Annotated in this window: 24 protein-coding genes (1 of these 24 cut by a window edge); 15 read left to right on the top strand and 9 right to left on the bottom strand. The window is 64.0% G+C overall.

Features of this window, described 5'->3' with window-relative positions; all coding sequences use genetic code 11:
• The 7 genes from C1A13_RS00645 to C1A13_RS00615 all read left to right on the top strand — a co-directional run.
• Window positions 1–1832: the 3' portion of a glycyl radical protein gene (locus C1A13_RS00645; RefSeq protein ID WP_101553151.1), read on the top strand. 694 nt of this gene lie to the left of the window's left edge; only the last 1832 of its 2526 coding nucleotides appear in the window; the start codon falls outside the window, past its left edge; it ends in the stop codon at window positions 1830–1832.
• A 17-nt stretch (window positions 1833–1849) separates the two neighbouring features.
• Window positions 1850–2644, top strand: coding sequence for a glycyl-radical enzyme activating protein (locus C1A13_RS00640; protein WP_101548156.1), 795 nt, complete (start codon window positions 1850–1852; stop codon window positions 2642–2644).
• Between the two features lie 95 nt (window positions 2645–2739).
• A complete protein-coding gene (locus C1A13_RS00635) occupies window positions 2740–3378 on the top strand; it encodes a CatA-like O-acetyltransferase (RefSeq protein ID WP_101548155.1) in 639 nt (212 codons plus the stop codon).
• 336 nt (window positions 3379–3714) lie between these two features.
• The gene (locus tag C1A13_RS00630) at window positions 3715–4398 is read left to right on the top strand and encodes a response regulator transcription factor (protein ID WP_101548152.1); all 684 of its coding nucleotides are present in this window, start codon (window positions 3715–3717) and stop codon (window positions 4396–4398) included.
• Window positions 4395–5378, top strand: a complete 984-nt coding sequence (locus C1A13_RS00625; RefSeq protein WP_101548150.1) for a HAMP domain-containing sensor histidine kinase — start codon at window positions 4395–4397, stop codon at window positions 5376–5378. Before C1A13_RS00630 ends, C1A13_RS00625 begins: the two co-directional genes overlap by 4 nt.
• 268 nt (window positions 5379–5646) lie before the next feature.
• The gene (locus tag C1A13_RS00620) at window positions 5647–6720 is read left to right on the top strand and encodes an acid shock protein (RefSeq protein ID WP_101548148.1); all 1074 of its coding nucleotides are present in this window, start codon (window positions 5647–5649) and stop codon (window positions 6718–6720) included.
• 144 nt (window positions 6721–6864) lie between these two features.
• Window positions 6865–8052: an LPXTG cell wall anchor domain-containing protein gene (locus tag C1A13_RS00615; RefSeq protein WP_101548146.1), complete on the top strand. Its 1188-nt coding sequence runs from the start codon at window positions 6865–6867 to the stop codon at window positions 8050–8052.
• Between the two features lie 92 nt (window positions 8053–8144).
• Here C1A13_RS00615 and C1A13_RS00610 read toward each other — a convergent pair whose 3' ends face one another.
• The 6 genes from C1A13_RS00610 to C1A13_RS00590 form a co-directional block, all read right to left on the bottom strand.
• Window positions 8145–8861 (bottom strand): response regulator transcription factor, encoded by a 717-nt coding sequence (locus tag C1A13_RS00610; RefSeq protein ID WP_101548144.1) that lies wholly within the window; start codon window positions 8859–8861, stop codon window positions 8145–8147.
• A 384-nt stretch (window positions 8862–9245) separates the two neighbouring features.
• Complete coding sequence (locus tag C1A13_RS00605; protein WP_101548142.1) at window positions 9246–9767, bottom strand: nitroreductase family protein; 522 nt, start codon at window positions 9765–9767, stop codon at window positions 9246–9248.
• Between the two features lie 59 nt (window positions 9768–9826).
• Complete coding sequence (locus C1A13_RS00600) at window positions 9827–10360, bottom strand: DUF5662 family protein (RefSeq protein ID WP_101548140.1); 534 nt, start codon at window positions 10358–10360, stop codon at window positions 9827–9829.
• On the bottom strand, window positions 10357–10881 hold the full coding sequence (locus C1A13_RS00595) for a GNAT family N-acetyltransferase (protein ID WP_101548138.1): 525 nt from the start codon (window positions 10879–10881) through the stop codon (window positions 10357–10359). The genes C1A13_RS00600 and C1A13_RS00595 overlap by 4 nt, the downstream gene beginning before the upstream one ends.
• Before the next feature lie 90 nt (window positions 10882–10971).
• Entirely contained in the window at window positions 10972–11346 is a 375-nt protein-coding gene (locus C1A13_RS14755; RefSeq protein WP_172439107.1) for a hypothetical protein, read from the bottom strand.
• Between the two features lie 32 nt (window positions 11347–11378).
• Window positions 11379–14867 (bottom strand): EAL domain-containing protein, encoded by a 3489-nt coding sequence (locus C1A13_RS00590; protein ID WP_101548133.1) that lies wholly within the window; start codon window positions 14865–14867, stop codon window positions 11379–11381.
• Window positions 14868–15120: 253 nt separating this feature from the next.
• Between C1A13_RS00590 and yedF the strand changes: the two genes are divergently transcribed.
• The 3 genes from yedF (at window position 15121) to C1A13_RS00575 (ending at window position 17376) form a co-directional block, all read left to right on the top strand.
• On the top strand, window positions 15121–15723 hold the full coding sequence (yedF, locus tag C1A13_RS00585; protein WP_101548130.1) for a sulfurtransferase-like selenium metabolism protein YedF: 603 nt from the start codon (window positions 15121–15123) through the stop codon (window positions 15721–15723).
• The gene (locus C1A13_RS00580) at window positions 15723–15980 is read left to right on the top strand and encodes a DUF3343 domain-containing protein (RefSeq protein WP_101548128.1); all 258 of its coding nucleotides are present in this window, start codon (window positions 15723–15725) and stop codon (window positions 15978–15980) included. The genes yedF and C1A13_RS00580 overlap by 1 nt, the downstream gene beginning before the upstream one ends.
• Before the next feature lie 142 nt (window positions 15981–16122).
• The gene (locus C1A13_RS00575; protein WP_101548126.1) at window positions 16123–17376 is read left to right on the top strand and encodes a cation:proton antiporter; all 1254 of its coding nucleotides are present in this window, start codon (window positions 16123–16125) and stop codon (window positions 17374–17376) included.
• A 425-nt stretch (window positions 17377–17801) separates the two neighbouring features.
• Here C1A13_RS00575 and C1A13_RS00570 read toward each other — a convergent pair whose 3' ends face one another.
• Window positions 17802–19400 carry an ABC-F family ATP-binding cassette domain-containing protein gene (locus tag C1A13_RS00570; RefSeq protein WP_101548124.1) on the bottom strand — a complete coding sequence of 533 codons (1599 nt, stop codon included), beginning with the start codon at window positions 19398–19400 and terminating at the stop codon, window positions 17802–17804.
• Between the two features lie 202 nt (window positions 19401–19602).
• Between C1A13_RS00570 and C1A13_RS00565 the strand changes: the two genes are divergently transcribed.
• Window positions 19603–20232, top strand: coding sequence for a potassium channel family protein (locus tag C1A13_RS00565; RefSeq protein ID WP_101548122.1), 630 nt, complete (start codon window positions 19603–19605; stop codon window positions 20230–20232).
• A gap of 797 nt (window positions 20233–21029) precedes the next feature.
• The gene (locus tag C1A13_RS00560) at window positions 21030–21704 is read left to right on the top strand and encodes a potassium channel family protein (protein ID WP_101548120.1); all 675 of its coding nucleotides are present in this window, start codon (window positions 21030–21032) and stop codon (window positions 21702–21704) included.
• Window positions 21705–21775: 71 nt separating this feature from the next.
• Here the strand turns inward: C1A13_RS00560 and C1A13_RS00555 are convergent, their stop codons facing one another.
• Entirely contained in the window at window positions 21776–22267 is a 492-nt protein-coding gene (locus C1A13_RS00555) for a metallophosphoesterase family protein (RefSeq protein ID WP_101548118.1), read from the bottom strand.
• 207 nt (window positions 22268–22474) lie between these two features.
• Here C1A13_RS00555 and C1A13_RS00550 point away from each other — a divergent pair, with 207 nt between their 5' ends.
• The 3 genes from C1A13_RS00550 (at window position 22475) to C1A13_RS00540 (ending at window position 24015) form a co-directional block, all read left to right on the top strand.
• A complete protein-coding gene (locus C1A13_RS00550) occupies window positions 22475–22729 on the top strand; it encodes a hypothetical protein (RefSeq protein ID WP_101548116.1) in 255 nt (84 codons plus the stop codon).
• A gap of 72 nt (window positions 22730–22801) precedes the next feature.
• The gene (locus tag C1A13_RS00545) at window positions 22802–23569 is read left to right on the top strand and encodes a hypothetical protein (RefSeq protein WP_101548114.1); all 768 of its coding nucleotides are present in this window, start codon (window positions 22802–22804) and stop codon (window positions 23567–23569) included.
• A complete protein-coding gene (locus tag C1A13_RS00540) occupies window positions 23566–24015 on the top strand; it encodes a hypothetical protein (RefSeq protein ID WP_101548112.1) in 450 nt (149 codons plus the stop codon). Before C1A13_RS00545 ends, C1A13_RS00540 begins: the two co-directional genes overlap by 4 nt.
• Before the next feature lie 45 nt (window positions 24016–24060).
• On the opposite strand, the gene rsmI is transcribed toward C1A13_RS00540, so the two are convergent.
• Window positions 24061–24888 (bottom strand): 16S rRNA (cytidine(1402)-2'-O)-methyltransferase, encoded by an 828-nt coding sequence (gene rsmI / locus C1A13_RS00535; RefSeq protein WP_101548109.1) that lies wholly within the window; start codon window positions 24886–24888, stop codon window positions 24061–24063.
• Window positions 24889–25000: the final 112 nt, after the last annotated feature.

Below are 25000 nucleotides of genomic sequence, written 5' to 3'. Positions count from 1 at the left end.
CCGGGCGGGAGACCGACCCGGCGCGGCGCGCCGAGCTCACGCGCATTTCGGAGGTCTGCGCGCGGGTGCCCGAACAGCCCGCGGCCTCCTTCTACGAGGCGTGCCAGTCCTTCTGGTTCGTACAGATGCTCCTCCAGACGGAATCCTCCGGGCATTCGATCTCGCCCGGACGGTTCGACCAGTACATCTATCCTTACTATAAGGCCGACCTCGACGCCGGGAAGATCACGCGGGAATCCGCTCAGGAGCTGCTCGACTGCATCTGGGTCAAGCTCAACGACCTCAACAAGGTCCGCGACAAGGATTCCGCCGAGGGCTTCGCCGGGTACAGCCTCTTCCAGAACCTCATTGCCGGCGGTCAGGACGCCGAGGGCAACGACGTCACCAACGACCTCTCCTTCATGTGCATCGAGGCGTCGATGCATGTGCGCCTGCCCGCGCCCTCCCTTTCGGTGCGGGTGTGGAACGGCACCCCCAACGAGTTCCTCATCAAGGCCGCCAAGCTCACCCGCACCGGCGTGGGCCTGCCCGCCTACTACAACGACGAGGTCATCATCCCCGCCCTCATGAGCCGGGGGCTCACCGTCGAGGACGCGCGCACCTACAACATCATCGGCTGCGTCGAGCCCCAGAAGGCGGGCAAGACGGACGGCTGGCACGACGCCGCCTTCTTCAATATGTGCCGCCCGCTCGAGCTCGTCTTCACGGGCGGCCGGGAGAGCGGCGAGCTGGTCGGCGTGGAGACGAAGCCGATCTCCGAGATGCGCTCCTTCGACGAGTTTTACGACGCCTACCGGCAGCAGATGGACTACTGCATCAGCCTGCTGGTCAACGCGGACAACGCCATCGACCGCGCCCACGCCGAACGCTGCCCGCTGCCCTTCCAGTCCTGCATGATCGACGACTGCATCGCGCGCGGCAAATCGCTCCAGGAGGGCGGCGCGGTCTACAACTTCACCGGGCCGCAGGGCTTCGGCATCGCGAACGTCACCGATTCGCTGCTCGCGGTGAAAAAGCTCGTCTTCGAGGACAAAAAGCTCACCCTCGAGGAGTACCGCGAGGCGCTCCGCAAAAACTTCGGCCGCGGGCTCGGAACCCGCGAGACGGAGGACCTTGTGGCCCAGGTGGCGGGCGGCATGTCCGCCGCCGGCCAGCCGGTGGGCGAGGCGGAGATCCGCGCGATCTGCGAGGCGGTCCGGAAGGACCCGGTTTCCCCGGCGGAAAAGGCGAAGTACGACCAGCTGCTCGACTGGATCGACGAGCTGCCCAAATACGGCAACGACGTCCCCGGCGTGGACGCCTTCGCGCGCGAGGTGGCCTACCTCTACACCAAGCCGCTCCAGAACTACCGCAACCCGCGCGGCGGCATCTTCCAGGCGGGGCTCTACCCCGTCTCCGCCAACGTGCCCCTCGGCTCCCAGACGGGCGCCACCCCCGACGGCAGGCTCGCCAACACCCCGATCGCCGACGGCGTGGGCCCCGCCCAGGGGCGCGACACCCACGGCCCGACCGCGGCCTGCAACTCGGCGGCGCGGCTCGACCACATGATCGCCTCCAACGGCACCCTCTTCAACCAGAAATTCCACCCCTCCGCCCTCAGCGGCATCGAGGGTCTCCAGAAGTTCGCCAGCCTCATCCGCGGCTACTTTGACCAGAAGGGCATGCACATGCAGTTCAACGTCGTCAGCCGCGAAACGCTGCTCGACGCACAGGCCCACCCCGAAAACTATAAGAGCCTCGTCGTCCGGGTGGCGGGCTACAGCGCCCTCTTCACCACCCTCTCCAAGTCGCTTCAGGACGACATCATCAGCCGGACCACCCACGGGTTTTAACGAAAGGAGGCGCCGATATGGACGCGGACTACCGCCGCCGGACCGGGCGCATCTTCGACATCCAGAAATATTCCATCCACGACGGCCCCGGTATCCGGACGATCGTCTTTCTCAAGGGCTGCGCCCTGCGCTGCCAGTGGTGCTGCAACCCCGAGTCCCAGTCGCATGAGATCGAGACGATGACCGTCGGCGGCAAGGCGAAGGTCATCGGCCGGGACGTTTCCGCCGAGGAGGTCATGGAGGAGGTCCTGCGGGACTGGCCCTATTTCCGCCGGTCGGAGGGGGGGCTCACCCTTTCGGGCGGGGAGTCGCTGCTCCAGCCGGAGTTCGCGGGGGCGCTCCTGCGCATCGCCAAGGAGTCGGGCGTCACCACCGCGCTGGAATCCACCGCCTTCGCGGATTTTGCGGTGATCGAGCGGGAGATCCTGCCCTGGCTCGACCTCTTCCTCATGGACATCAAGCACATGGACAGCGCCAAGCACCGGCGGTTCACCTCCCAGGGCAACGAGCGGATGCTTGAAAACGCCCGGCGGATCGCCGCGGCGGGACAGGCGCTGATCATCCGCGTGCCGGTCGTCCCCACCTTCAACGACACGCCCGCCGAGATCGCGGCGATCGCGCGGTTCGCCTCCTCGCTGCCCGGGGTCACGCGGCTGCACCTGCTGCCCTACCACCGGCTCGGCCAGGACAAGTACGAGCGGCTCGGCAGGCGCTACCTGCTGCCCGACCTGCTGCCCCCGCCGCAGGAACGGATGGAGCTGCTCGCCGAGACCGCCCGCGCCGCCGGCCTGACGGTGCAGATCGGCGGCTAGGCCATGAACCGGATTCCCGGGTAGCCAAGCGCCTCCTCCTGTGGTAAAATCGAAAGGGAACCCAACGACACGCAGGGATTTTGAAGGAGGCGCGCATGTTTCACCCGATCGAGCTCGACCGCTGGGAGCGGAAGGACACCTTCCAGAACTTTATGGACCTCGACTGCAGCTACAGCGTGACGCAGGACCTCTGCGTCACCCCCTTCCACGCCCACGTCCGGGCGCGCGGGCTGCGGTTTTACCCGGCCTTTTCCTGGGCCGTGCTGTATGCGGTCAACCGCCACAGGGAATTCCGAATGGGGCTGGACGGTGAGGGGCGGCCCGGCTATTACGACGAGATCCACGCGGAATACACGGTTCTGGACCGGCGCACCGGGAATATGGACAGCCTCAACACCGCCTACCGCGCGGCTTTTTCGGAATTCTACGCCGCGATGGCCGCCGACCTTGAGCGCTTCGAGCATGACGGGACCCGCACCGTGAGCCGGGAAAATTCCGTCCTGCTCTCCTGCGTCCCGTGGTTCACCTACACGGGGCTCTCCTTCCACATGAAATCGAACCTTTCCTTCCTGCGGCCGATGTTCGTGTGGGGAAGGTACCGGAGGCAGGGGGAGGAGCTGCTGATGCCCTTCACCATTCAGGCCCACCACGCGGCCGCGGATGGATACCACTGCCACCTGCTCTTCGCGGACCTCGAACGGGTCCTGCGCGAGCCGGAAAATTATCTGAAATAGGTTTCCGGGAAAGGGCCGGGGCCCCGCGGACGCGGGGCCCCGGCCCTCGGCGTATCCGGAAGCCCGCCGGCCAGTGGGAAACGTCCCGCCGGCGGCGGCTTCCTTGTTTTTTCTGGCCGTCGGGCGCCCTGTCCGGCGACCGGTTTTTGTTGACTAAAATCCTGCATATTGTAAACGGAAACCCGCTTATTCGCATCAAATGTCAACTCAATGTAAACGCACGAAAGGAATAATTTAACATAAGAAGAACGTTCTGTAATATTTCTTTCCAATCCCTTCCATGTCCTTTACAATCGCACTTTTTCTGCTATATTGGATTTCTGGGAGGGTGCGCGGATGGCAACAATTTTGATAGTTGACGACGACCGGAAAATATGCAGGCTCGAAGACATCTACCTGCGCAGCGAGGGGTTCGACACCCTCGTCGCGCGGGACGGTTTCGAGGCGCTTTCGATCATCGGCCAGAAGCGGGTCGACCTCATCGTGGCCGACATCCTCATGCCCAATCTCGACGGGCAGGGCCTCCTGCGCGCCCTGCGCGAGCACTACATCGCCACGCCGGTGCTCATGATGACCTCCAAGTCCGCCTTCGAGGACAAAAAGCGCCTCTTTGAGTGCGGGGCGGACGACTATATGGTCAAGCCGGTCGACCTCGAGGAGCTCGTCCTGCGCATCCGCGCGATCCTGCGGCGCTACAACATCAGCAACGCGCGCCAGCTGCGCATCGGGGATACCATCCTCGACTATTCCAGCCTCGAGGTGCGCGCCCCCGGCGGGACCCTCACCCTGCCGCAGAAGGAATTTTACCTGCTCTTCCTGCTGCTCTCCTACCCCGGCCGCATCTTCACGCGGCAGGAGCTGATGGACGAGCTGTGGGGAACGGATACCAACACCAGCCCCCGCACGGTGGACGTCCACATCAACCGGCTGCGCAGCCGGTTCGCCGGACGGGAGGATTTTGAAATCTCCACCATCCGGGGGCTGGGATACAAAGGCGTCATAAAGGCGGCGGTGAGATGAAGCGCGTCGGTTGGAAGACCCTGCTGCTCCCCGGGGCGCTGACGGCCTTCTTTGGTGCGATCGCCGGCCTTCTGGCCGGGCACGGGGAGGACTGCCACCCGGCATGGACCTTCCTGGCGGGCGCCCTGCTCTCCGGGTGCGCCATGCTGGGCTGCTATCTGGCGGGGGTCCGCCGCCCGGCGACGCTCCTGAGCGACGCGGCGCAGCGCATCCTCGCGGGGGACCTCTCCGCGCGGGCGAAGGCGCCCGGCTTTCCAGCCGACCGGGAACTGATGCGGCTGACCGAAGAGTTTAACGAGATCGCCCACAGGCTGGAGGAAGGCGTCTCCTGCGGACAGGATACTCTGCCGGTGCTCTTTCACGAGCTCAAGGCGCCGCTGGCGACGATCGGCGGCTACGCGCGGCTGCTCGAAAAAAACCTCCACCCCGAGCAGAACCGGGAATTCGCGCGGATCATCCGCGGCGAGGTCGAGGAGATGGCGGGGCTGGCCGACAGCCTGCTGCTACTCTCCCGCCTGGACGCCGGGCGCCCGGAGCAGCCCCCGGAGACGGTCGACGTCGCCGAGCAGGTGCGCCGTGCGTTCACCGCGCGCGAGCCCCTCTGGCGGGAAAAAGAGCTTACGCTCGCCCTTTCGCTCGGAGACGCGAAGGCGCGGGGCTACGGCCCGCTGCTCGCGCACGTGTGGGGCAACCTCGTGGACAACGCGGTCAAGTATTCCCCCGCAGGCGGGACGATCGAAGCGTCGCTGTGCGAGCGGGAGGGCCGCGTCCGGTTCGTCATCCGGAACGGGGGCGCGCCCATTCTGCCCGCCGACCTGCCCCGCGTTTTCGAGCCCTTTTACCGCGCGGGCAACGGCGGCGGGGAGTCCGGACACGGGGTCGGGCTGGCGCTGGCACGCCGCATCGTGGCGCTGCACGGGGGCGAGATCACCGTGGAAAGCGGCGAAACGGAGGGCACCGCCTTCACCGTGACGCTGTGAGGAATTTTCTCCACAAAGTTGATACAAATTTATCACACAATCTCCATAATTCCATCACCGTTTGTGCATATTTATTGTTATTTTCTGTACCAAACGCCAAAATTTTAGGCCCGTTTGGTGCAATTTACAAAAATAGTTACAAAACGGTTACAAAGCCAATTGATTCCTTCTCACGGCACAGGCTATAATTTGACTGTCAGGTAAGGCTGGAGAGGCGACCCTGAAAAAACAAAATCAAAAGATCACGAATTTAGGAGGAGATTTACCGATGAAAAAGTTACTGGCGGTCGTTCTGGCTGCTGCGATCGTGCTTTCCCTCGGTGTGGTTTCTTTCGCTGCTTCCAATGATGCGAAGCCGAAGGCGACCGTTACCACTTATATCAAGGCGACTGATACCGAGACCACTACGACCGTTCCGATTGTCGCTGACTACGATACCGCGAACGAGGTTACCGATCTCGTAAAGCCCGGCTCGACCGTCTATGTCAAGGTCAGCAATGGCCTCGAGGACAAGGACAACTTCAAAGTGAAGTTTGACAAGGGCGACGACAATCCGAAGATGATCAAGAAGATCTCCATTGCTGAGAAGTCCATTCTTGGTAATCCGCGTAACACCGTCATCAAAGTCGAACTGAACGACAACACGACTGATTCCGAGTACAAGGTTTCTCCGTCCGTCACCTTCACCGCGAAGGATAAAGACGTTCCTTCCGGCGCTGATAAGTTCCAGGCCGGCGACAAGATCACTGTCGAGCTCAAGTTCTGGATCGGCAACGTTGGAGAAGGCGCGGATCAGGATTACATGGCCGGCGATGACGGCGTGGTCCTGAAGCCCACCAAGAACGAAGACAACGAGATCAACTGGGAAGATGAGAACAACACCATCGCGACCCTGAAATTTGTTGGCGACGACGACGGCAAGTACTTCTATCCGAAGCTCTCCACCAAGTGGGAAGATGCGGACTATGCGGAGTATTTCGCTGACCAGGACGCGTTCATCTTCAACTTCACCGGCGCTAACGGCGGCAACACCAAAATTGCTTCCACCAGCCGTGCGACCCTCGAGCTCTACAACCCGTACTATGATTCCGACGAGGACGATCTGAGGGTTGAGCCGGAGAACGTCGTGATCTACATGGTCGGTGATGACGGTTCCATCAACGATGTTACCGCTTCCTTCAAGGCTATTGAGACTGACGATGGCGACTATGTCTTCCAGACCAAGACCCGTGAGCTTGGCGTCTACATCATCGCTGAGAAAGCCTACGCCACCGACGCCGGTGATGTCGAGGCTCCTGCCGAGGACGGCAAAGCGATTCCGGACACCGGCATCTGGGCCTAATTTTTAGAACCTAGCCAATTGAACGAACGGGTGACTCTCCACACCCGTTCGTTCCTCCATTTGAAGGCTTTAAGAGCGTTGGAGGACGCCCTTTGGCGATAGAGAGAAAACTGATCAAAACTATTCTAAGGAGGAAATTTACCAATGAAAAAGATTCTTGCATTGGTGCTGGCGCTTGCGACCGTGTTGAGCCTTTCGGCGGTTGCATTCGCTGATAGCAAAGTTTATCCGACGACTGCGCTTAACGATGACGGTGAAAAGTATGACAATGTTGTCACCATCGGTGGTGGTAAGATCGTCAGTGATGCGATTGCCCCTGATACGACTTTTTATGTCCCGGTCGGCGGCAATGAAGAGGACACCATCATGCTTGATGATGGCAAACAGGTCCAAATCAAGTACTTGGTTGACAAAGACTTCTTTAAGTTCTCCCCTGACAAGGATACCAACGGGAAGCTTGTTAAGAGCATCACCTTGGTGACCGATAAGGGCTTCGATGGATTTTATCGCAACGCTTACATCAAATTTGTGCTGGCGGACATCACCGATACCGATGAGCACAAGACCGATGGCACCATCGAGTTCAAAGCGAAAAAGACTGCTGCTGATGACAAAGATGTCAAAGACAAAACTAAGAACACCTATGAAAAGGATAGCAAGCTGGTTTGGGACTACAAACTGTGGGTCACCAATGAGGCTGTTGGCAACGACGATAACCCGGACGTTGGCGACCGCGTCTACATGGATCCCGATAAGAACGAAACCAACACCCTGGTCTGGGGCGACGACCGCGCGGCCCTCAAGTTCGATTCCGACGACGACGCGCGCAAGTTCTATGCGCGTCTGTCCACCTCGAACATGAGCGACATCTATGCCGAGTACGGCGATCCCGCCGACGCCGACCTGTGGTTCTATGACTTTGTTGGCCATCCGACCGTTCCCGCGACCTCCAAGGCGACCCTGACCCTCGGCATTCCGTGGGATGATGACGACGACTACACCCCCGATCCGGAAAACTGCTTCATCTATGAAGTGGATGCCGACGGCTATCTGGTCGACGTCACCTCCAAGTTCTCCTACTCCGAGGACGACGAGGAGATTCCGGGCTGGTCCATCCGCACCCGTCAGCTGGGCACCTACATCGTCTCCGACACCGAGCTCGATGTGACCGTTGACGAGCCGGAGACCTCCGAGCCCGCCGATGTTGAGACCCCGAACTCCGGCAAAGACATCCCGAACACCGGTTCCAGCGACATGGTCAACGTGGCTCTCGTAGCCGCCGTTGTTTCCCTGGCTGCTGCTGGCGCTGTTGCGTTCCGCAAAGTGAAATAATCTGATCTCTCAGGTTCTTCACGCCAAAGCAAACTGAAAACCCCGCGGCTGCCTCCACAGCCGCGGGGTTTTTGTTTTGCCGTGCCGAATCTTTACGCGGGGCGCTCCTGCGCGGCGCTCCAGAGGAACTTGTAGCCCACGCCGCGCACCGTGATGATATGCTTGCCGAACCATCCGAGCTTGGCGCGCAGCGATTTGATGTGGCTGTCCACCGTGCGCTCGTCCCCCGCGTAGCCGGAATCCCAAGCGCGGTTTAATATCTGCATGCGGGAGAGCGCCAGGTTGGGGTTGCGCGCCAGATAGTAGAGCAGGTCGAATTCCCGCGGCGAAAGGGCCACCGTCTTTCCGTCGAGCTCGACGACGTGTTCCGCGAGGCTCAGGCGCAGTCCGTCGAAGCGCAGCTCCTTGGGCGGAAGCGCGTGCACCCGCTTGAGCAGCGCCTTGACGTGCGCGATGATGAGCGGATCGCTCGCGGGGCGGTGCAGGCAGTCGTCCGCGCCGTTCTCGAGCATTTCCAGCTCGGCGTGCTCGTCGCCCCCCTCGACCACCACGAGCACGGGCAGGTCGGTGGACGCCCGCAGCAGCTTGAGCTGCGCGACCCGGTCCCCCCGGTAGCCGGTGGTGTCGAAGACCAGCAGGCTGATCTTCTGGGCCTCCAGCTGGGCCAGCGCCTGCGCCACGCCGACGGCCGTCGCCACCTGCCAGCCCTCGTCGAAGATGCGCTGGGTCAGGCGGACCCGGTACTGCCGGAGGGTCTCGGTATAGCGCGGGTTCCCCTCGTCCATGACCAGTAATATCGTCGGTATCATATGGGCCTCCCTCCACGAAAAAAACAAAAATTCCCGGTCGAATCTCCATCAATCCATTACATAAGCTGCACAGAGCGCCTGTATAATAAAAGCAACCTGTAATGGGACGGAGTGCCAGCCTGTCCTTTATGGGTCTCCTCCCGAGAGCCCCGTACCTTGGGGTTCTCGGAAAATCAGTTTTAACAGCAAAGACTCTCCAACAAAAACGCCGCCTGTAAGGGCGGCGTTTTTGTCTTCGCCGCGGAAATATTTTCCTTGGCGTTATTTTATCATTTGGAGTTCAACCCTCTGTTTGCTGGCGGGCCGGGAATATGAATTTTTTGTGAACGAAAACGGGTTCCGTGCGGCGCTGCCGCACGGAACCCGTTCTTTTGGAAGCTCCGCCTATTTCCCGTAGCCGTTGAACCACGCGCGCTCCCCAAAGGGCTGCTTTTTCGCGGCGGGGGTCTCCCCGGCGGGAATCCCGACCGGCAGGTAGACCGCGACGGTCATGTCGTCCGGCACGCCGAGCAGGCGGCCCATCTCGTGGTCGGGGCCGCCGCGGATCTGCCCCTCGATCCACACCGAGGCGTAGCCCTTCGCGGCGATCGCCAGCAGGATGTTTTCCGCCGCCGCCGAATAGTCGTGCACGTGGTAGGACACCCCGCTCGGCGAGGGGGTCTCCCTGGTGACGAGCAGGATCGCGGCGGGCGCGGTCAGCGCCCAGCTTTTCCCGTAGATCTCCGCGAGCTTTTTCACCAGCGCGGGGTCGTCGACGCCGATCAGGCGCGTCGTCTGCAGGTTGCAGCCCGACGGGGCGAGCACCCCCGCCTCCAGCAGCTCCCGCAGATCCTCCCGCGGGATGGGCGTGGGCGCGAACGGCCCCCGGTAACTCCTGCGGGCCCGGATCGCTTCCATCAGTTCCATAGCCTTGCCTCCTTCTCTTCCATGGGGCGGTCTGCCCCTTCCAATCGTGTGCGCGCCCGCTACCGGCGCCCCAGGACCTCCCGGCGGATGTAGGCGAAGGTGCGGTCCTCCCCCTCCTCCGCGAGCATCCCGAGCAGGCGTTCGAGCAGCGCGCGGGTGTTGGGGTGGATCAGGTAGTGGTCCCGGCTGGCCAGGTAGTAGTCCAGCGGGTCGCCGTCCCGGTACGCCTTGCCCCGGTAGGTCTTGCTGGCCGCGACCCGGTCGCAGAACATCTCCGCCACATAGTTGACCGGCATCTCCATGCCCGTCATCCGGTGGCCCGGGCCGGGATCGTAATCGATCCAGTATTCGAGGTGGTGCTTGTTGCGGCCCTTGTGGTGCAGCCATGCCGCGCTGTAGCCGCGCTCCTTCCGCTCGATCTCGTTGGGGCTGCGGTCCCCCTGGTAGTATTTTGCCCCGGCGGAAAACTCCACCGGCGAATATTTGGAGAGGTCGTGCAGCAGCCCCTGCCGGTAGAGCCCCACCCGGAAGCAGTGCTTCATCACCAGGAGCTTGTGGTGGTTGATTGTGCGCAGGTGGGAAAGCCATTTCATCCGCGCGCACCCCCGCCGCCGGGAAGCTCCCACCAGACGGAGCCGGGCAGCTCCCGGAAGCGGGAAAACCCGCACCGTCCAAGCACCCGCTGGGAGGCGGCGTTGTCCGGCTCCGTCTCGGCGGTCACCCGGTTTACCCCCGGCCGGGAGAGCGCCCAGCCGCAGAGCGCCTCCGCCGCCTCGGTCATATAACCGCGGCCCCGGTGGGCCTCCCCCAGCCCGTAGCCGAGTTCGACCGTGCCGGTCCCGTCGGGCGGCGCCTTGAAGTCCGCCGAGCCGACCGCCACCCGGTCTTCCCGGCGCACCACTAGCCAGAAGGTGTGCCACAGCCAGTTGCACCCGTCCCGCCGGACGGCCTCCAGCTGCCCGCGCACGATCCCCCGGAGGGGCTCCTCCGTCATCGGCTCCCCCTCGTAGACGCACCCGAGCGCCCGTTCAAGGGCGGGCACGTCCTCCGTCCACTGCTCCAGCTGCTCCGCGCGCAGCGGCAGCAGCAAAAGCCGCCCGGTCTCCAGTTGCAAAGCGCACCGCTTCCTTTCCTGTGGGTTCCCCTAGAGTATAGCACAAACCGGGGCGGCGGGCAAAGCCCGCCGCCCCGGTTTTCCCGTCTTCTATCCGGCCGCGCTCCATGCCCGCGCGAGCCGGTCGAACCGTTCCGCCATCACCCTGTGGTAGGGGCAGGAGGCCCCGCAGACGGCGCGCGCCCGGTCGACCCGGAAGATCACCGCGCGTGCCCCGTCAGGCCCCGCCGCCGGCCGCGCAGGCCCTTCCGCGAGGAAAAAATCCCCCGGCGCAAGGTTTGCGCACGCATCTTTGCCCGCCGCGCCGCCCTCGAGCAGGACGCCCGCGTGCGGGCGGCTCTCCCCCGGCGGCAGCAGCGGCTCCCCGGGCGGGCACGCCCGCTCCCGCGCGCCGATGCAGCCGAGCAGGTGGCGGGTCTCCTCCCCGGAAAAACCCGCGAAAAGCGGCGTCTCCGTGATCTCCAACGGGCGTTCCCCCTCTCTTTCACACCGGACGGTCACTCCATCCAGCGCTCTTCAAATTCATCGATCGGCATCGGCCTGGCGAAATAGTAGCCCTGCGCCATGTCGCAGCCCACCGCGCGCAGGAACTCGACGTCCTGCGCCGTCTCGACCCCCTCGCAGATGACCCGGAAGTTGAGGTCGACCGCCATCGAGATCATATGCCGCACCAGCGTGCGGTTGCGCTCGTTGAAGCCCCGGCCCTGCAAAAAGCCCTTGTCGAGCTTGAGGATGTTCGCCGGGATGGAGGGCAGCACGTTGAGGGAGGAATACCCCGCGCCGAAATCGTCGATCGACACGCCGAAGCCCATCTCCATCAGCTTTTCCAGCAGGGAGCGCACCCGCCCCGCGTTCTGGAAGAGGGCGGTCTCGGTGAGCTCGAACTCGATCATCGCGGGCTCGATCCCCCACCGCCGGGTGAGCTCGAGGATCTTTTCCGCCTGGTTGGGGCTGTCCCCGTGGATGCGGGAGATGTTGACCGACAGCGGCACCAGCCGCTTGCCCGCGGCCTTCCATACGCTCATCCGCTCGAGCACCCGGTCGAGCACGTAGAGGTCGATGCGGGTGACGAAGCCGTTGCGTTCGAAGAAGGGGATGAACTCGTCGGGCGGGATGATGCTCCCGTCCTGCCGCCGCCAGCGCACCAGCGCCTCCGCGCCGACCATCCGCCCGTCCCGCAGGGCCACCTTGGGCTGGAGATAGACGACGAACTCCCGGTTTTCCAGCGCGTACTCCATCCGGTTGGCCATCTGCGCCTCGGCGGAGAGGCGGCGCTTCATCCCCTCCTCGAAGATCGCGCAGCCCCCCTTGTGGAAGCCCTTGATGCTTTTGCGCGCGATGTTGGCGTTGTCGATCGCCTCCACGAGGTCCCCCTGCGTGAGCGAGAGGGGGCAGACCCCCGACGCGACCATGACGTTGCTGCCCGGCAGCTTCTCCCGGACGCCGGCGTTGAACTCCTGGTCGATGCGGGAGATGTGCTTTTCGAGCTGGTCGAGCGACTCGTACCGGGTGAGGGAGATAAAGCTGTCGTTGCCCAGGCGGGCGGAGCAGACCGCGCCGCCCCGCTCGGTGATCGCGCGGGCAAAGTCGCGCAGCACCTCGTCGCCGGTGGTGAAGCCGTAGGCGTCGTTGATGTATTTGAAGTTGACGATGTCGGAATAGATGATGGCGCACCGGGACCGCGGGGAGGCCGCCAGATAGGCGGCGGCGCGCTCCTTGAAGCTGCCCAGTGAGAGCAGCCCGGTGAGCTCGTCGAAGTTGAGGGCGCGGTCGAGCCGGTACTGCGCCTCGGCGGCGGTGCGCCGCTTGAGGATGTAGGGGGTGACCGCCCGCGCGAACCCCAGCGTGAGCGCGATCTCCTGCCGGGTCCAGTCGTGCCTGCCGCCGCGGTCGCAGACGACCACGCAGCCGCTGAACGCCCCCTCGTCGTAAATGCCGCACTGGAGCAGCGCGCAGCGCCGGTCCGGGCGCACGCAGCCCGGCAGCATGGTCCCGTCCGGCTCTGTGTAGACCCCCTCCTCGAACCGCTGGAGGTAGCCGGGCCACTGGGAGAAGGAGAAAGCCTCCTCCGAGCTGATCGGCACCCGCCCGGTCCCCCGCTTCCACAGGTAGGTGGCCTGCAGGCGGTCCCCCTTGGGGGTGCGTTCCAGGATGCCCACGTCGGCGGCGCGGCAGTATTCCCCGATGCGGTCGAGCATCAGGTAGATCGCGCTGTCGATGTCCTTGCTGGAGCTCAGGATGCGCGGAAAGAGGTCGAGCATGCTCTCCATCTCGCCGTCCTGCCAGCGTACCTCGGGGCGGTCCATCTCGTAGAGGTTGAGCAGGCTCTCCTCCCCGTCCGCGCCGCGGCCGTCCGGCTCATAGGCCTCGGCGCGGTCCTTGCCGTGCCTTTTGGCGCGGTAGAGCGCGCGGTCCGCCTTGCGGAAGAGCTCCACGTAATGATCGCCGCACCGGGGGCAGTCCGCGACGCCGACGCTCGCCGTAATTTGCAGGTCGGTGAACTCGCCCGCGTAGATGCGCGAGACGCGCGCGACCAGCTCGCCGGCGATCCGCTCCCCCTCCGCGCGGGAGGCGCCCGGCAGGAACACGACGAATTCGTCCCCGCCGATCCGCCCGAGGATGTCCCCCGGACGCACCGTCTCCCGCATCGCCTTGGCGATATTGGTAAGCAGGACGTCCCCGAAGAGGTGCCCGAGGCGGTCGTTGACCGCCTTGAAATTGTCGATGTCCACCACGAAGAGGCTGCCGGCCCGCACGGGCGGATCCTGCTCGAACCGCTCGTCGATCAGGCGCTGGACGACCGAGCGGTTGTAAAGCCCCGTCATCGGGTCGCGCTCGGCGGCATCCCGCAGGCGCAGGCGCTCCCGCTTTTCCCGGTCGATGTCCGCCGTGCGCCCGACCGTCCGCGCCGGGCGGCCGTCGGCGCCGCAGAGGGTGACCCCCTCCGCCCGGTGCCAGCGGTATTCCCCGCCGCCCGGCTGCCGCGCCCGGAACTCAAAGAGGATGTGCGGCTTTCCCTCCCGCAGCTCCCTTCGGAACTGCTCCAGCCGGGGGAGGTCCTCCGGGTGGACCGTGCCCTGCGCGTAGGCGCTGTCCGAAAACCCGGGCGTGCGCATCTGGTCGACCAGCACGCTGCGCACGCTGTAGGGAACGATCGCCTCGTCCTCCGCGGCGTTATACTCCCACAGCACCCCGTCGGACATCTGCGCCACCGCCTGGTAGCGCTCGTTTTCCAGCTCGAGCTTTTGCTCGAGCTGCCGTTTTTCCTCGTTGTCCAGGATCACGCACTGGATGACCGGCACGCCCTCCTCGGTGCTGCCGATCATCTTTCCGTAGGCGACCCTCCAGCGCCAGCTCCCGTCCTTCTGGCGGACGCGGTAGTCCGCCACCCCGGTCTGCCGGGTCCCGATCATCTCCCGGACCGCCGTTTCAAAGACGGCTTCGTCGTCCGGGTGCATCAGGCGGATGAAGAGGTCCCCCGCGAGCGCCCGGTACTCCTGGCGGGTATAGCCGTTCAGGCGGTAGAACCCGTCGTTCGCGTAGAGGATGCGCCAGTCTTCACCGAATGAAAGCTGCACGACCCCGCCGGGGATCGTGTTGGTGATGTTCTCCAGGCGGGTCCTGGCGACCACCAGCTCGGTGACGTCGAGGAAGAGGCATTCGAGCCGCCGCTCCCCCTCCAGCTCCGCCAGGCCACCGTTGAGGTAGAGCCACAGCTCGGTGCCGTCCGCGCGCTGGTAGCGGAACTCGGCCTCTCCCCGGCCCGGATTGTCCGGCTGCTCCCGCATCGCGCAGATCTGTCCGTACAACTGTGGGGACGCCGTTTTCAGCGAGCCCCCGCAGGAGGTCTCGAGATACTCCCGCGGGAATCCCGCCATATCAAAAAAGCCCTCGTCGGCATAGCGCACCGTCGTCCCGCCCGCAAGGGACAGGACGCACCTGCACAGCCGGCTGCTGCACCGTTTTTCAAGTTTCCCCTGAGCCATCTGTCAACGCCCTCTCTCGCGGGGTCCGTCATGGCGATCCGCGCATCCGGATCGCTCCGTCTGAAAATCCCTATTAAGTCAGTATAGCACATTTACCGGATCCTGCCAATTACATTTTCGACAAGAACTCCCTTTCCTGCGGGGAGCTTCGACGGTTTTCCGCCCCGCCGGGCGCCTTGCGCGGCTTGAAAAATCCCCGCCGGCGGGGTACAATAGGAACAGAATCTGAACGAACGGACAGGAGGTCTTTATCATGGGTATTCTGGTGGACGCGAAGGGCAAGCTCTGCCCCATTCCGGTGGTGCTGGCAAAAAAGGAGATCGACGGGGGCGCGGCGGAATTTACCGTCGAGGCCGATAACGCGACGGCGGTGGAGAATCTCCAGCGGCTGGCGGACAGCCAGGGCTACCGCACCACGGTGCAGAGCGCGGACGGCGTCTTTTCGATCGACTTCACCAAGGCCCCCTGCGAGCAGGCCGGCCCGTCCGGCGCGGACGCGCGGGACGCCGGACCCGCGGACCGCTCATGGGCGGTCTTCGTCGGCCGGGAGACGGTGGGCGAGGGCGACCCCGAGCTGGGCGGCTCGCTCATGAAGATGTTTTTCTACACCCTCTCCCAGTCGGACGACCTGCCGGAGGCGGTGCTCTTCATGAACGGCGGGGTCAAGCTGCCCACCCTCAACGACCAGGTCGCCGGGCACCTGTGCGAGCTTGCCGGCAAAGGCGTGGACGTTCTCGTCTGCGGGACCTGCCTCAACTTCTACGGGATCGCCGACAAGCTCCAGGTCGGGACCGTGAGCAACATGTACGACATCGTCGAGCGGATGAAGCGCGCCGGAAAGGTCGTCTCCCTCTGATGGACTGCTGTGTGATCGTCTTTTCCTCCACGCACAGCGCGATGCGCGCGGAAAAGCATCTCACGGGGCGGTTCCCCGTCACGGTGATGCCCACGCCGCGCGCCGTTTCCGCCTCCTGCGGCATCTCGCTGCGCTTCCCGCCCGGGGACGCGGCGGGCGTGCGCGCGGCGATGGAGGAGCTTCCCGGCGAGCGCGGCTGCTGGGAGATCTACCGGCTGGCGCCCGATGGGAAGGCCGACCCTATCGTGCCCGCATAATCAAAACGATTGTTCATGTTCCCCATAAGGGACCGGGACAATCGTTTTTATTTTTGTGTAAACTGTTGCATTCGGCTGCGGTTTGCGCTACAATGGGTCTACCAAAAAACAGGGGCATCCCTGCGCAAAAGGGGGGCTTTCCATGCTCGAACAGGTGGAACAGGTCAGCACCGCCGCCGAGATCGTTCTCTCGCTGGCGCTCATGCTGTTCGCGGGCTTTTTTGTCACGCGTCTTACCAAACGGCTGCGATTGCCCAACGTCACCGGCTACATCCTCGCGGGCATCCTGATCGGCCCCTGGGCGCTCCGGCTGATCCCGGTCTCCGTCATCCGGCACATGGACTTCGTCAACGACGTGGCGCTCGCCTTCATCGCCTTCGGCGTGGGGCGCTACTTCAAGCTCTCCGCCCTCAAAAAGAGCGGGGCCAAGGTCATCGCCATCACCCTCGCGGAATCGCTCGTCGCGGCTGCCGCCGTCACCCTCACGATGATCTTTATCTTCCGCCTGCCGGTGCCCTTCTCGCTGCTGCTCGGCGCGATCGGCTGCGCCACCGCGCCCGCCTCCACCATCATGACCATCCGGCAGTACCATGCGAAGGGGCCGTTCGTCAACATCATCCTCCAGGTGGTCGCGCTCGACGACGCCGTCTCCCTCATCGCCTTCAGCGTCTGCACCGTCGTCGTGCAGAACCTCAACGACAGCCGCGCCATGGACTTCGGCCTCGTGCTGCGCCCGCTCTTCCTCAACCTCGCGGCGCTCGCGGTGGGCGTCCTGGGCGGCTGGCTCCTCAGCCGGCTCATCACCGAGGGCCGCTCGCAGGACCACCGGCTGGTGCTCGTCGTGGCGATCATCCTCGGCGTGTCGGGGGTGTGCACCCTCTTCGATGTCTCCCCGCTGCTCTCCTGCATGGCCTGCGGCACCGCCTACTGCAACATCAGCGGCAGCAAAAAGCTCTTTAAGCAGCTCAACGCCTTCGCGCCGCCCGTGCTGCTCCTCTTCTTCGTGCTCTCGGGCATGCGGCTCAACGTGCCCGCGCTGGCGGGCGCGGGCATCATCGGCGTGGGCTACTTCATCGTGCGCATCGCGGGCAAATACGCGGGCGCCTTCCTCGGCGCGGCGGCGGCCAAATGCGACGCCGCCACCCGCAACTATCTCGGCCTCGCGCTCATCCCGCAGGCCGGGGTATCGATCGGCCTCGCCGTGCTCGGCCAGCGGATGCTCCCGCCCGAGATGGGCACCCTGCTCTCGACCATCATCCTCTCCTCCGCGGTGCTCTATGAGATGATCGGCCCCGCCTCCGCCAAAGCCTCGATGGTTCTCGCGGGCGTGATCTCCAAAAAGCCCGATCCCTCCGCCGCAGAACCCGTCGTCGAGCCCAACTCGCCCACGGATTAGAAGTTCCGGACGAGCGTTACGGCTTTCTTGGAAGAAAGCCTTGGCAAAGAACTTTTATCAGGCTGGCCGCCGCCCCACGCCGTAGACGCTGTCCGTGTTCAATGCTTAAACCTTTCGCCCGCCTTTTCAAAAAGGCGGCGGGTGAGAAAAGCCCCGGCGTTCCTGGCGGAACGCCGGGGCTTTTCGAGGGCGGGGCCCTTCGGCGAACGCTTCTCTGCGCCGCTTTCTTCACGAAAGAAAGCGGCGCGCGGGGTGGGCTTGCCCGCGCGAAGCGCGGGAGCGGGCCGCCGCGAGGCGGCGGAACCGTCCGCCGTCCCATGGGGACGGCGCAAGCCCGCCCCGCGCCCGCGCCTTCCCCCGCGCGAAACCCCCCGGGACCGCCGATGGCGGCCCCGGGGGCGTCTGTGTCCGGCTTTGCGGCGGGTTCAGCCCTGCGCGGCCTTCCACTCGCGGTATTCGTCGTAGGAGCCCATCCGGTCGGTGATCGTGCCGTCCATGTGGATCTCGATGATCCGGTTGGCGATCGTCTCGATGAACTGGTGGTCCTGCGAGGTAAAGAGCAGGTTTCCGGGATAGTCGGCGAGTCCGTTGTTGACCGCCGTGATCGACTCGAGGTCGAGGTGGTTGGTGGGCTGGTCGAGCAGCAGGACGTTCGCGCCGGTGAGCATCATGCGGGAGAGCATGCAGCGCACTTTTTCGCCGCCCGACAGCACCTTGACGGGCTTGTAGACGTCGTCGCCCGAAAAGAGCATCCGCCCGAGGAAGCCGCGCATGAAGGTCTCCTTGTCGTCGGGGGAGAACTGCGCGAACCACTGGAGCATATTGAGGTCGCATCCGTCAAAGAAGGCGGAGTTGTCCTTGGGGAAATAGGCCTGCGAGGTGGTCTGGCCCCATTTGAAGCTGCCCTCGTCCGGCTCGAGCTCCTCCATCAGGATGCGCAGCAGGGCGGTCTGGCCCTGCTCATTTTCCCCGACAAAGGCGATCTTGTCCCCTTTGTTGACGACAAAGCTCACCCGGTCGAGCACCTTGACCCCGTCGATCGTCTTGGAGAGGTCCCTCACCTCGAGGATATCCTTGCCCGCCTCGCGGTCGGGCTTGAAGTTGACCCACGGGTAACGGCGGGAGGAGGCGGGCATCTCGTCGACGGTCAGCTTGTCGAGCAGCTTGCGGCGGGAGGTGGCCTGCTTGGATTTGGATTTGTTGGCCGAGAACCGCTGGATGAAGCTCTGCAAATCCTTGATCTGGTCCTCGCGGCGCTTGTTCTGGTCCTTCATGATCTGCTGCATCAGCTTGCTCGACTCATACCAGAAATCGTAGTTGCCCACATACATCCGCACCTTGTTGAAATCGATGTCGACGATGTGGGTGCAGACGGTATTGAGGAAGTGCCGGTCATGCGACACGACGATCAGTGTGCCCGGGAAATCGAGCAGGAAATCCTCCAGCCAGTCAATCGATTTGATGTCGAGGTTGTTGGTGGGCTCGTCGAGCAGGAGGATGTCCGGCTGGCCGAAGAGCGCCTGCGCGAGCAGGACCTTGACCTTGTCGCCGCCCTTTAATTCCCCCATGGGCAGGCCGTACATGTCGGGCGAAATGCCCAGGCCCGACAGGATGCGGCCGGAATCGGTCTCGGCGTCCCAGCCGTTCATCTCGGCGAACTCCCCCTCGAGCTCGGCGGCGCGCGCGCCGTCCTCCTCCGAGAAGTCGGGCTTCTCATAGAGGGCGTCCTTCTCCTTCATGACCTCATAGAGGTGGGCGTTGCCCATGATCACGGTATCGATGACCGGATACTGGTCATACTGGAATTGATCCTGCTTGAGCACCGACATGCGGCAGCCCTTCTGGATGGCGATCTCGCCGGTGGTCGGCTCGAGCTCCCCCGAAAGGATGCGCAGGAAAGTGGATTTGCCGGCGCCGTTCGCGCCGATGATGCCGTAGCAGTTGCCCGGCAGAAACTTGAGGTCCGCGTTCGCAAAGAGCTTGGTCCCGCCGAACGTCAGGCTGACATTGCTGACTGTAATCATCTGAAACCACCTAACAAATCTTACAAAAATATTGTCTGTTGTTTGTCACCTGTTCAGTATAGCATGGTTTCCCGATTCGTCAACCGTTCCCGCCCGTTTTTCCCGGATTTTCGGGGCATTCGGCCGCTTTCCCTTTCCTTCCGGTGCGAAAAGGTGTATACTGGCCTTACCATCACTCTGAGCGGAAAAGGAGCGTTCCTTTATGAATATTCTGATCGTCGGATGCGGCAAGGTCGGGTCGCAGCTCTCCAACGTGCTCTCCCGCATGGGCCACGACGTCGCGGTCATTGACCAGAATCCCGCGCATTTTTCCTCCCTCGCGGACGACTTTTCCGGTTACAACGTCACCGGCGTGCCCATCGACCAGGACGTTTTGCGGCGCGGCGGCATCGAAAACTGCGACGCGCTTGCCGCCGTCACCGACGACGACAATATGAACGTCATGGTCTGCCAGCTCGCGAGCGAAATTTTTAAAGTTCCTCGCGTGCTTGCGCGCGTCTACGACCCCCGGCGCGGCAACGTCTTCTCCCACTTCGGGCTGCACACCGTCTGCCCCACCAACATCTCGGTTGACGCGATCTATTCGATGCTCACCGGCCGCGACCAGGTCAAGAACGTCTATCTCGACTCCGCGACCGTCTCCTTCGATGCGGACGAACCCGACGCCAAGGAGATCGGGCTCACCCTTGGCGAGCTCGTCCTGCGCAACAACGCCAAGCAGGGGCTTTTCGGCCTGCTGCACGCCGACGGCAACCTCACCCTCGCGCACCCGAATTCCAACGAGGAGGTCGGTCCCGACGACCGCCTCCTCTATGCCAAAGTGATCGATTAATTTTGCCGCTCGGGGAGCGGAGGAGTATGTCGGTGGTCGGCCGACGGCGGTCCTTAGACTTACCGCTCATCGAGCGGCGGAGCTTGTCGGTAGTCGACCGACAGCGAGTTCCTTTCTTGCTTGCCCAAGAAAGGAACCAAAGAAGGGCACGAGGGGCTTCGCCCCTGCGACCCCAACGCCGCCTCCGGTTGGCCTTCGGCCAAAGTCGGCGGCGCCCCGTCCACGGATCAGCGAACGGGCTTACAGCATCCCGCCCGCCGCCGCGCCGCAGGCGCAATGCCTCTGCCCGGGAGTCTCCGGTACCGTACCGGAAGTGCGTTCGGGGAGGCACGGCCGCTTTTGCGTGGCGCGCAGCGCCCACGGGGAGGCGGAAAACCGCGCGGCTTCGCCGCGCACGCACGCAGAGCGTGCGAACGCCCGGAACGGGCGTTGTTTTCCGCCGTGCGTCCCCGGCGAGCCATCCGGTGTGCGTTGTTGGGAGCGCCCGCAACCTGAATTGAGCCCTCAGCTTGTGTGCCTGTGGGGAGCGGCGGTAGTTTGTGGGTCATGGCAAGGTACTCCCGGGGGTTTCTCAAGGGGACTGGCGGAAGTCCCCTTGAGCGCCCTTCTTCCGCCGACTTCTTGGGCGTGCAAGAAGTCGGCTCGCCTGCCGGGGCGGGGCCCGGCGATCTATGCCGCCAAAGGCGGCACATCTAAAGCGCCCCGGAGGGGCGCGATAAAACGTCCCGCCGGGCGCAGCGCGGCAAATCCAAAACCGCCCGCCGGGCGGAAAATCATCTAGGAAAGGTGCATGGAAGATGCGAATCGTTGTTGTGGGCGGCGGCAAGGTGGGCTACTACCTGACCAAGACGCTGCTGGAGCATGGGCACGAGCCCCATCTGGTTGAAACGGACCGGGAGGCGTGCACCCGCATTGCGGACGAACTGGACGTGCCGGTCATCTGCGGGGACGGGAGCATGATCGACGTGCTGGAAAGCGCGGGCGCCAAGGGCGCGGACGCGCTGATCGCCGTGACCGGGCAGGACCAGGACAATCTGGTCTCCTGCCAGCTGGCCAAAAAGGTGTTCCAGGTGGAACGCACCGTGGCGCGCATCAACAATCCCAAAAACGCGGCGGTCATGAAGCAGCTCGGCGTGGACATCCCCATCTCCTCGACCGACAACATCGCCCGCCTGCTCGAGCGGGAGGTGGATACCGCCGCCATCAAGCAGCTCATGCCGCTCGCGCGCGGCGAGGCGTCCCTCTCGGAATTGCAGATCCCGCCCAAGTACCGCCTCAACGGCATCACGCTGTCCGAGCTGCGGCTGCCGGAGGAATCGGTCATCGTGTCCGTCTCCCGCGATGGGCGGCTCATCATCCCGCGCGGCAACACGCAGATCTTTTCCGGGGACAAAATCCTGGTGGTCTGCGCCAACTCCGCGGTGCGGGAGCTTTCTCGCAAGATGGGCATCGAGACGGAGGACAAAAAATAGCCGTTCGGCCCGCTGATCGGCGTCATAAAAAGGAACAGGAGCCCCCGGCAGCGGCCTGGGGGCTCCTGATTTTATTTGCGCCGGTTGTCCAGCTCGTTGATGAAGCACACGATGTCGGTTTCCGTGACGTCAACCACCCCATAGGTGCTTTTGCCGTCGCGCGGCAGGCCGAGGCTGCCGGGATTGAGCAGGTGCATCCCCCTCTGGTAGCCCACAAAGGGCACGTGGGTGTGCCCGAAGAGCACAACGTTCGCCTCGATATCCGCGGCGGCGGCGACCAGATCGTCGAGGCCGTATTTGACGCTGTACATATGGCCGTGGGTATAAAAGATTTTCGCGGGTCCGCAGGAAAAGCAGCCCGCCAGCGTGGCGCTTGTCCCAAAATCGCAGTTACCCCGCACGCTGAGCCATTTGCAATCGGGATAGAGCGCGATCGCCTGTTCCAACTCCTGCGCGCCGTCGCCGAGGTGGATGAAGATATCGGCGGAAGCGCGGTGCATTTCGACCAGTCTGCGCAGGGAATGAAAATCGCGATGGGTGTCGGACGTTACGATCAATCGCATGGGAACCGGCCCATCCTTTCCAAGACGGCGCGTACGCGCCGGAATACCGGTCTTTTCCGGAGAAAAACCGGCCTTCGGAAAAACGCGCGCAAACGAAAAAATTCGGTGGTTGCATGCGCTTTGCCGCGGGCCGGGTGTCACACTTTTCTGAATATCTGCTATTAATATAACATATAAATGAACGAAAGAAAACAGGCGGTGAACCGATTGGCAAACAATTTCAACATTTCTCCCGACCAGATGGATTCCCTGCTTGCCCTGGCGGGCAAAAAGATGGGCAAGGACCCGGAAAAGCTCCGCGAGCAGATGCAGAGCGGTCAGATGGACGGCATCCTCGGCGGGCTCAGCCCCGCGCAAAGGGCCCAGATCCAGGGATTTATGAATAATCCGGCGGCGGTCCAGCAGTTCCTGGGAAACCCCAAGGTCCAACAGCTGCTGCGCGGCCTGATGGGCAGGCAGTAAAAGGCATTCCGTCGTTCACAGGCCCGCGCGCCGCGCGGGCCTGTGAACGCCATACGCGAAGAGGGGGATTGCATGGATGACCTGAATTCGATGCTCACTTCGATATTGGGCGACCCGGGCAAAATGGAACAGCTCCGGCAGGTTGCCCAGTCGATCGGGCTCTCCCCCGGCGGCGCCGCGGCGCCCTCCGGGCAGCCGGACGGCGGGAACGCCGCGCCGGGCGGCTTCGACCCCTCCGCGATCGCTTCCCTCCTGCAAAACCTCCAGGGGGCCGGGAACGCGGGGAGCGCCCCGCCCGCCGGCGGGGGCGCGAGCGGAGCCGGAAACGGCCCCAGCCCCGCCGCGATCGCCTCCCTGCTCCAGGGACTCCAGGGGGGCGGAAATGCCGGAAGCGGCGCCCCGCCCGCCGGCGGAAACGCGGGCGGCGGCTTCGACCCGTCCGCGTTCGCCTCCCTCCTGCAAAACCTTCAGGGGGGCGGAAACGCGGGCGCCGCGCCCTCCGCGGGAGGCGGCGCCGGCGGCGGCTTCGACCCCGCGGCGCTCTCCTCCATCCTGGGCATGCTGGGGGGCGGCGGCCAGAACGCGGGCGGCGGCGCGGGAGGCGGGATGCCCGATCTCGGCTCGATCGGCAAGCTCGCGGGCGTGCTCGGCACCATGAACCAGCCGGATAAAAACATCGATCTTCTGCAGGCGCTCAAACCACATTTTTCGCCCGAACGGGCGGGCAAAATCGACGGGGCGGTCCGGCTGATGCGGCTGATGCACGCCTGGCCGGCCGTGCGCGACAGCGGGCTGCTCGGCAGCCTCGGAAATCTCTTTTCAGGCGGTGGTAAACGATGATGCGATGGAACAGCACCAAAACCTATACCGAAGAGGACATGATCCGCATGCAGCAGGAGGCGATCAACCGCGTCCATGAATTTCAGGCGCGCAGCCAGGCCGCCACGCAGCAGTTCATCGACGTGCCTCCATCGGCCATGCAGCCGGTAACCGAGGAGCCGGAGCCGATTCTGTTCGACCCGACGCCCGAAATCTCCTTCTCGCAGGGGCAGGCGATGGGCGGGCCCGCGCAGATCACGGAGGGCGGGGTCATCGAGGCGGAATCGCATGTGGTCCCCCAGCAGCCCGCCCAGCAGGCGCAGCAGCCGACCGACCCGATCAGCGGGCTGATCGACAAGCTCGGCATCGACACCGAGACGCTGCTCATCCTCGGGCTGCTCTTCCTGCTCTACAACGAAAAGGCGGATAACGCCCTGCTCATGGCGCTCGCCTACCTGCTCCTCTAGGCTTTCTGTTCTTTGCAGCGCTCCAAAAGCCCCTACATAGCCGCGTCACTCCTTCAGCGCGGCCTTATAAAGCTCTCCTTTCTTATAGCCCGTGCGCCGGGCGGCCTCCTTCGCGGCCTCCGACAGGGAGGCCCCCTGCGCGGCCAGCCCGAGCGTCAGCTCCACAGCCTCCCGGAAATCGGGAGGCTCTGTTTTTTTGGGCGGCGCGCCCTCGACGATGAGGACGAACTCCCCGCGCGGCGGATTCTCGGCGTAGTGGGCCGCCGCGCCGGCCAGGGTGGTGCGCCGCACCTCCTCGTGCACCTTCGTCAGTTCCCGCGCCAGCGCGATCCGCCGGTCGCCGAACGCCTCGAGCATGTCGGCGAGCGTCGAAACGAGCTTGTGGGGCGCCTCGTAGAAGATGAGGGTGCGCGGGTCCTCCCGCACCGCCTCCAGATGCTCCATCCGGCTGGTGCGCTTGACGCTGAGAAAGCCCTCAAAGGAGAACCGCGCCGTCGGAAGCCCCGACACCGCCAGCGCGGACACCGCCGCGCTCGGCCCCGGCACCACGACCGTCTCGACGCCGTTTTCCGCGCACAGCCGCACGAGGTCCTCGCCCGGGTCGGAGATGCAGGGCATGCCCGCGTCGGTCACGACCGCGCAGTCCTCCCCCGCTAAAATCCGCGCGAGGATCTCCTGTCCCCGCTCGCGGATGTTGTGCTCATAGTAGCTGACCAGCGGCTTTTTGATCTCAAAGCGGTTGAGCAGCTTCAGCGTCACCCGCGTGTCCTCCGCCGCGATAAACGAGCAGTTTTGGAGCGTCTCGAGCGCACGCGGGGAAAAGTCCCCCAGATTGCCGATCGGCGTGCCCACGACATAGAGCTTCCCGCTCATCTTCCGCCCTCCTTTTTGTTTTCTTTCTTCCGGTAGACGCGCAGCATCTCGGGGGAAAAGCCCCCCTCCCCCTCGACGATGAGGGGCGGCTCCACCCGCAGCCCCTCATCGT

Origin of the sequence: Anaerotruncus massiliensis (ex Togo et al. 2026), from assembly GCF_900199635.1 — a bacterium.
Taxonomy (GTDB): Bacteria; Bacillota; Clostridia; order Oscillospirales; family Ruminococcaceae; genus Anaerotruncus; species Anaerotruncus massiliensis.
The sequence above is the reverse complement of the archived record's forward strand: the minus strand, read 5'-3'. Positions and strand labels throughout refer to the sequence as shown.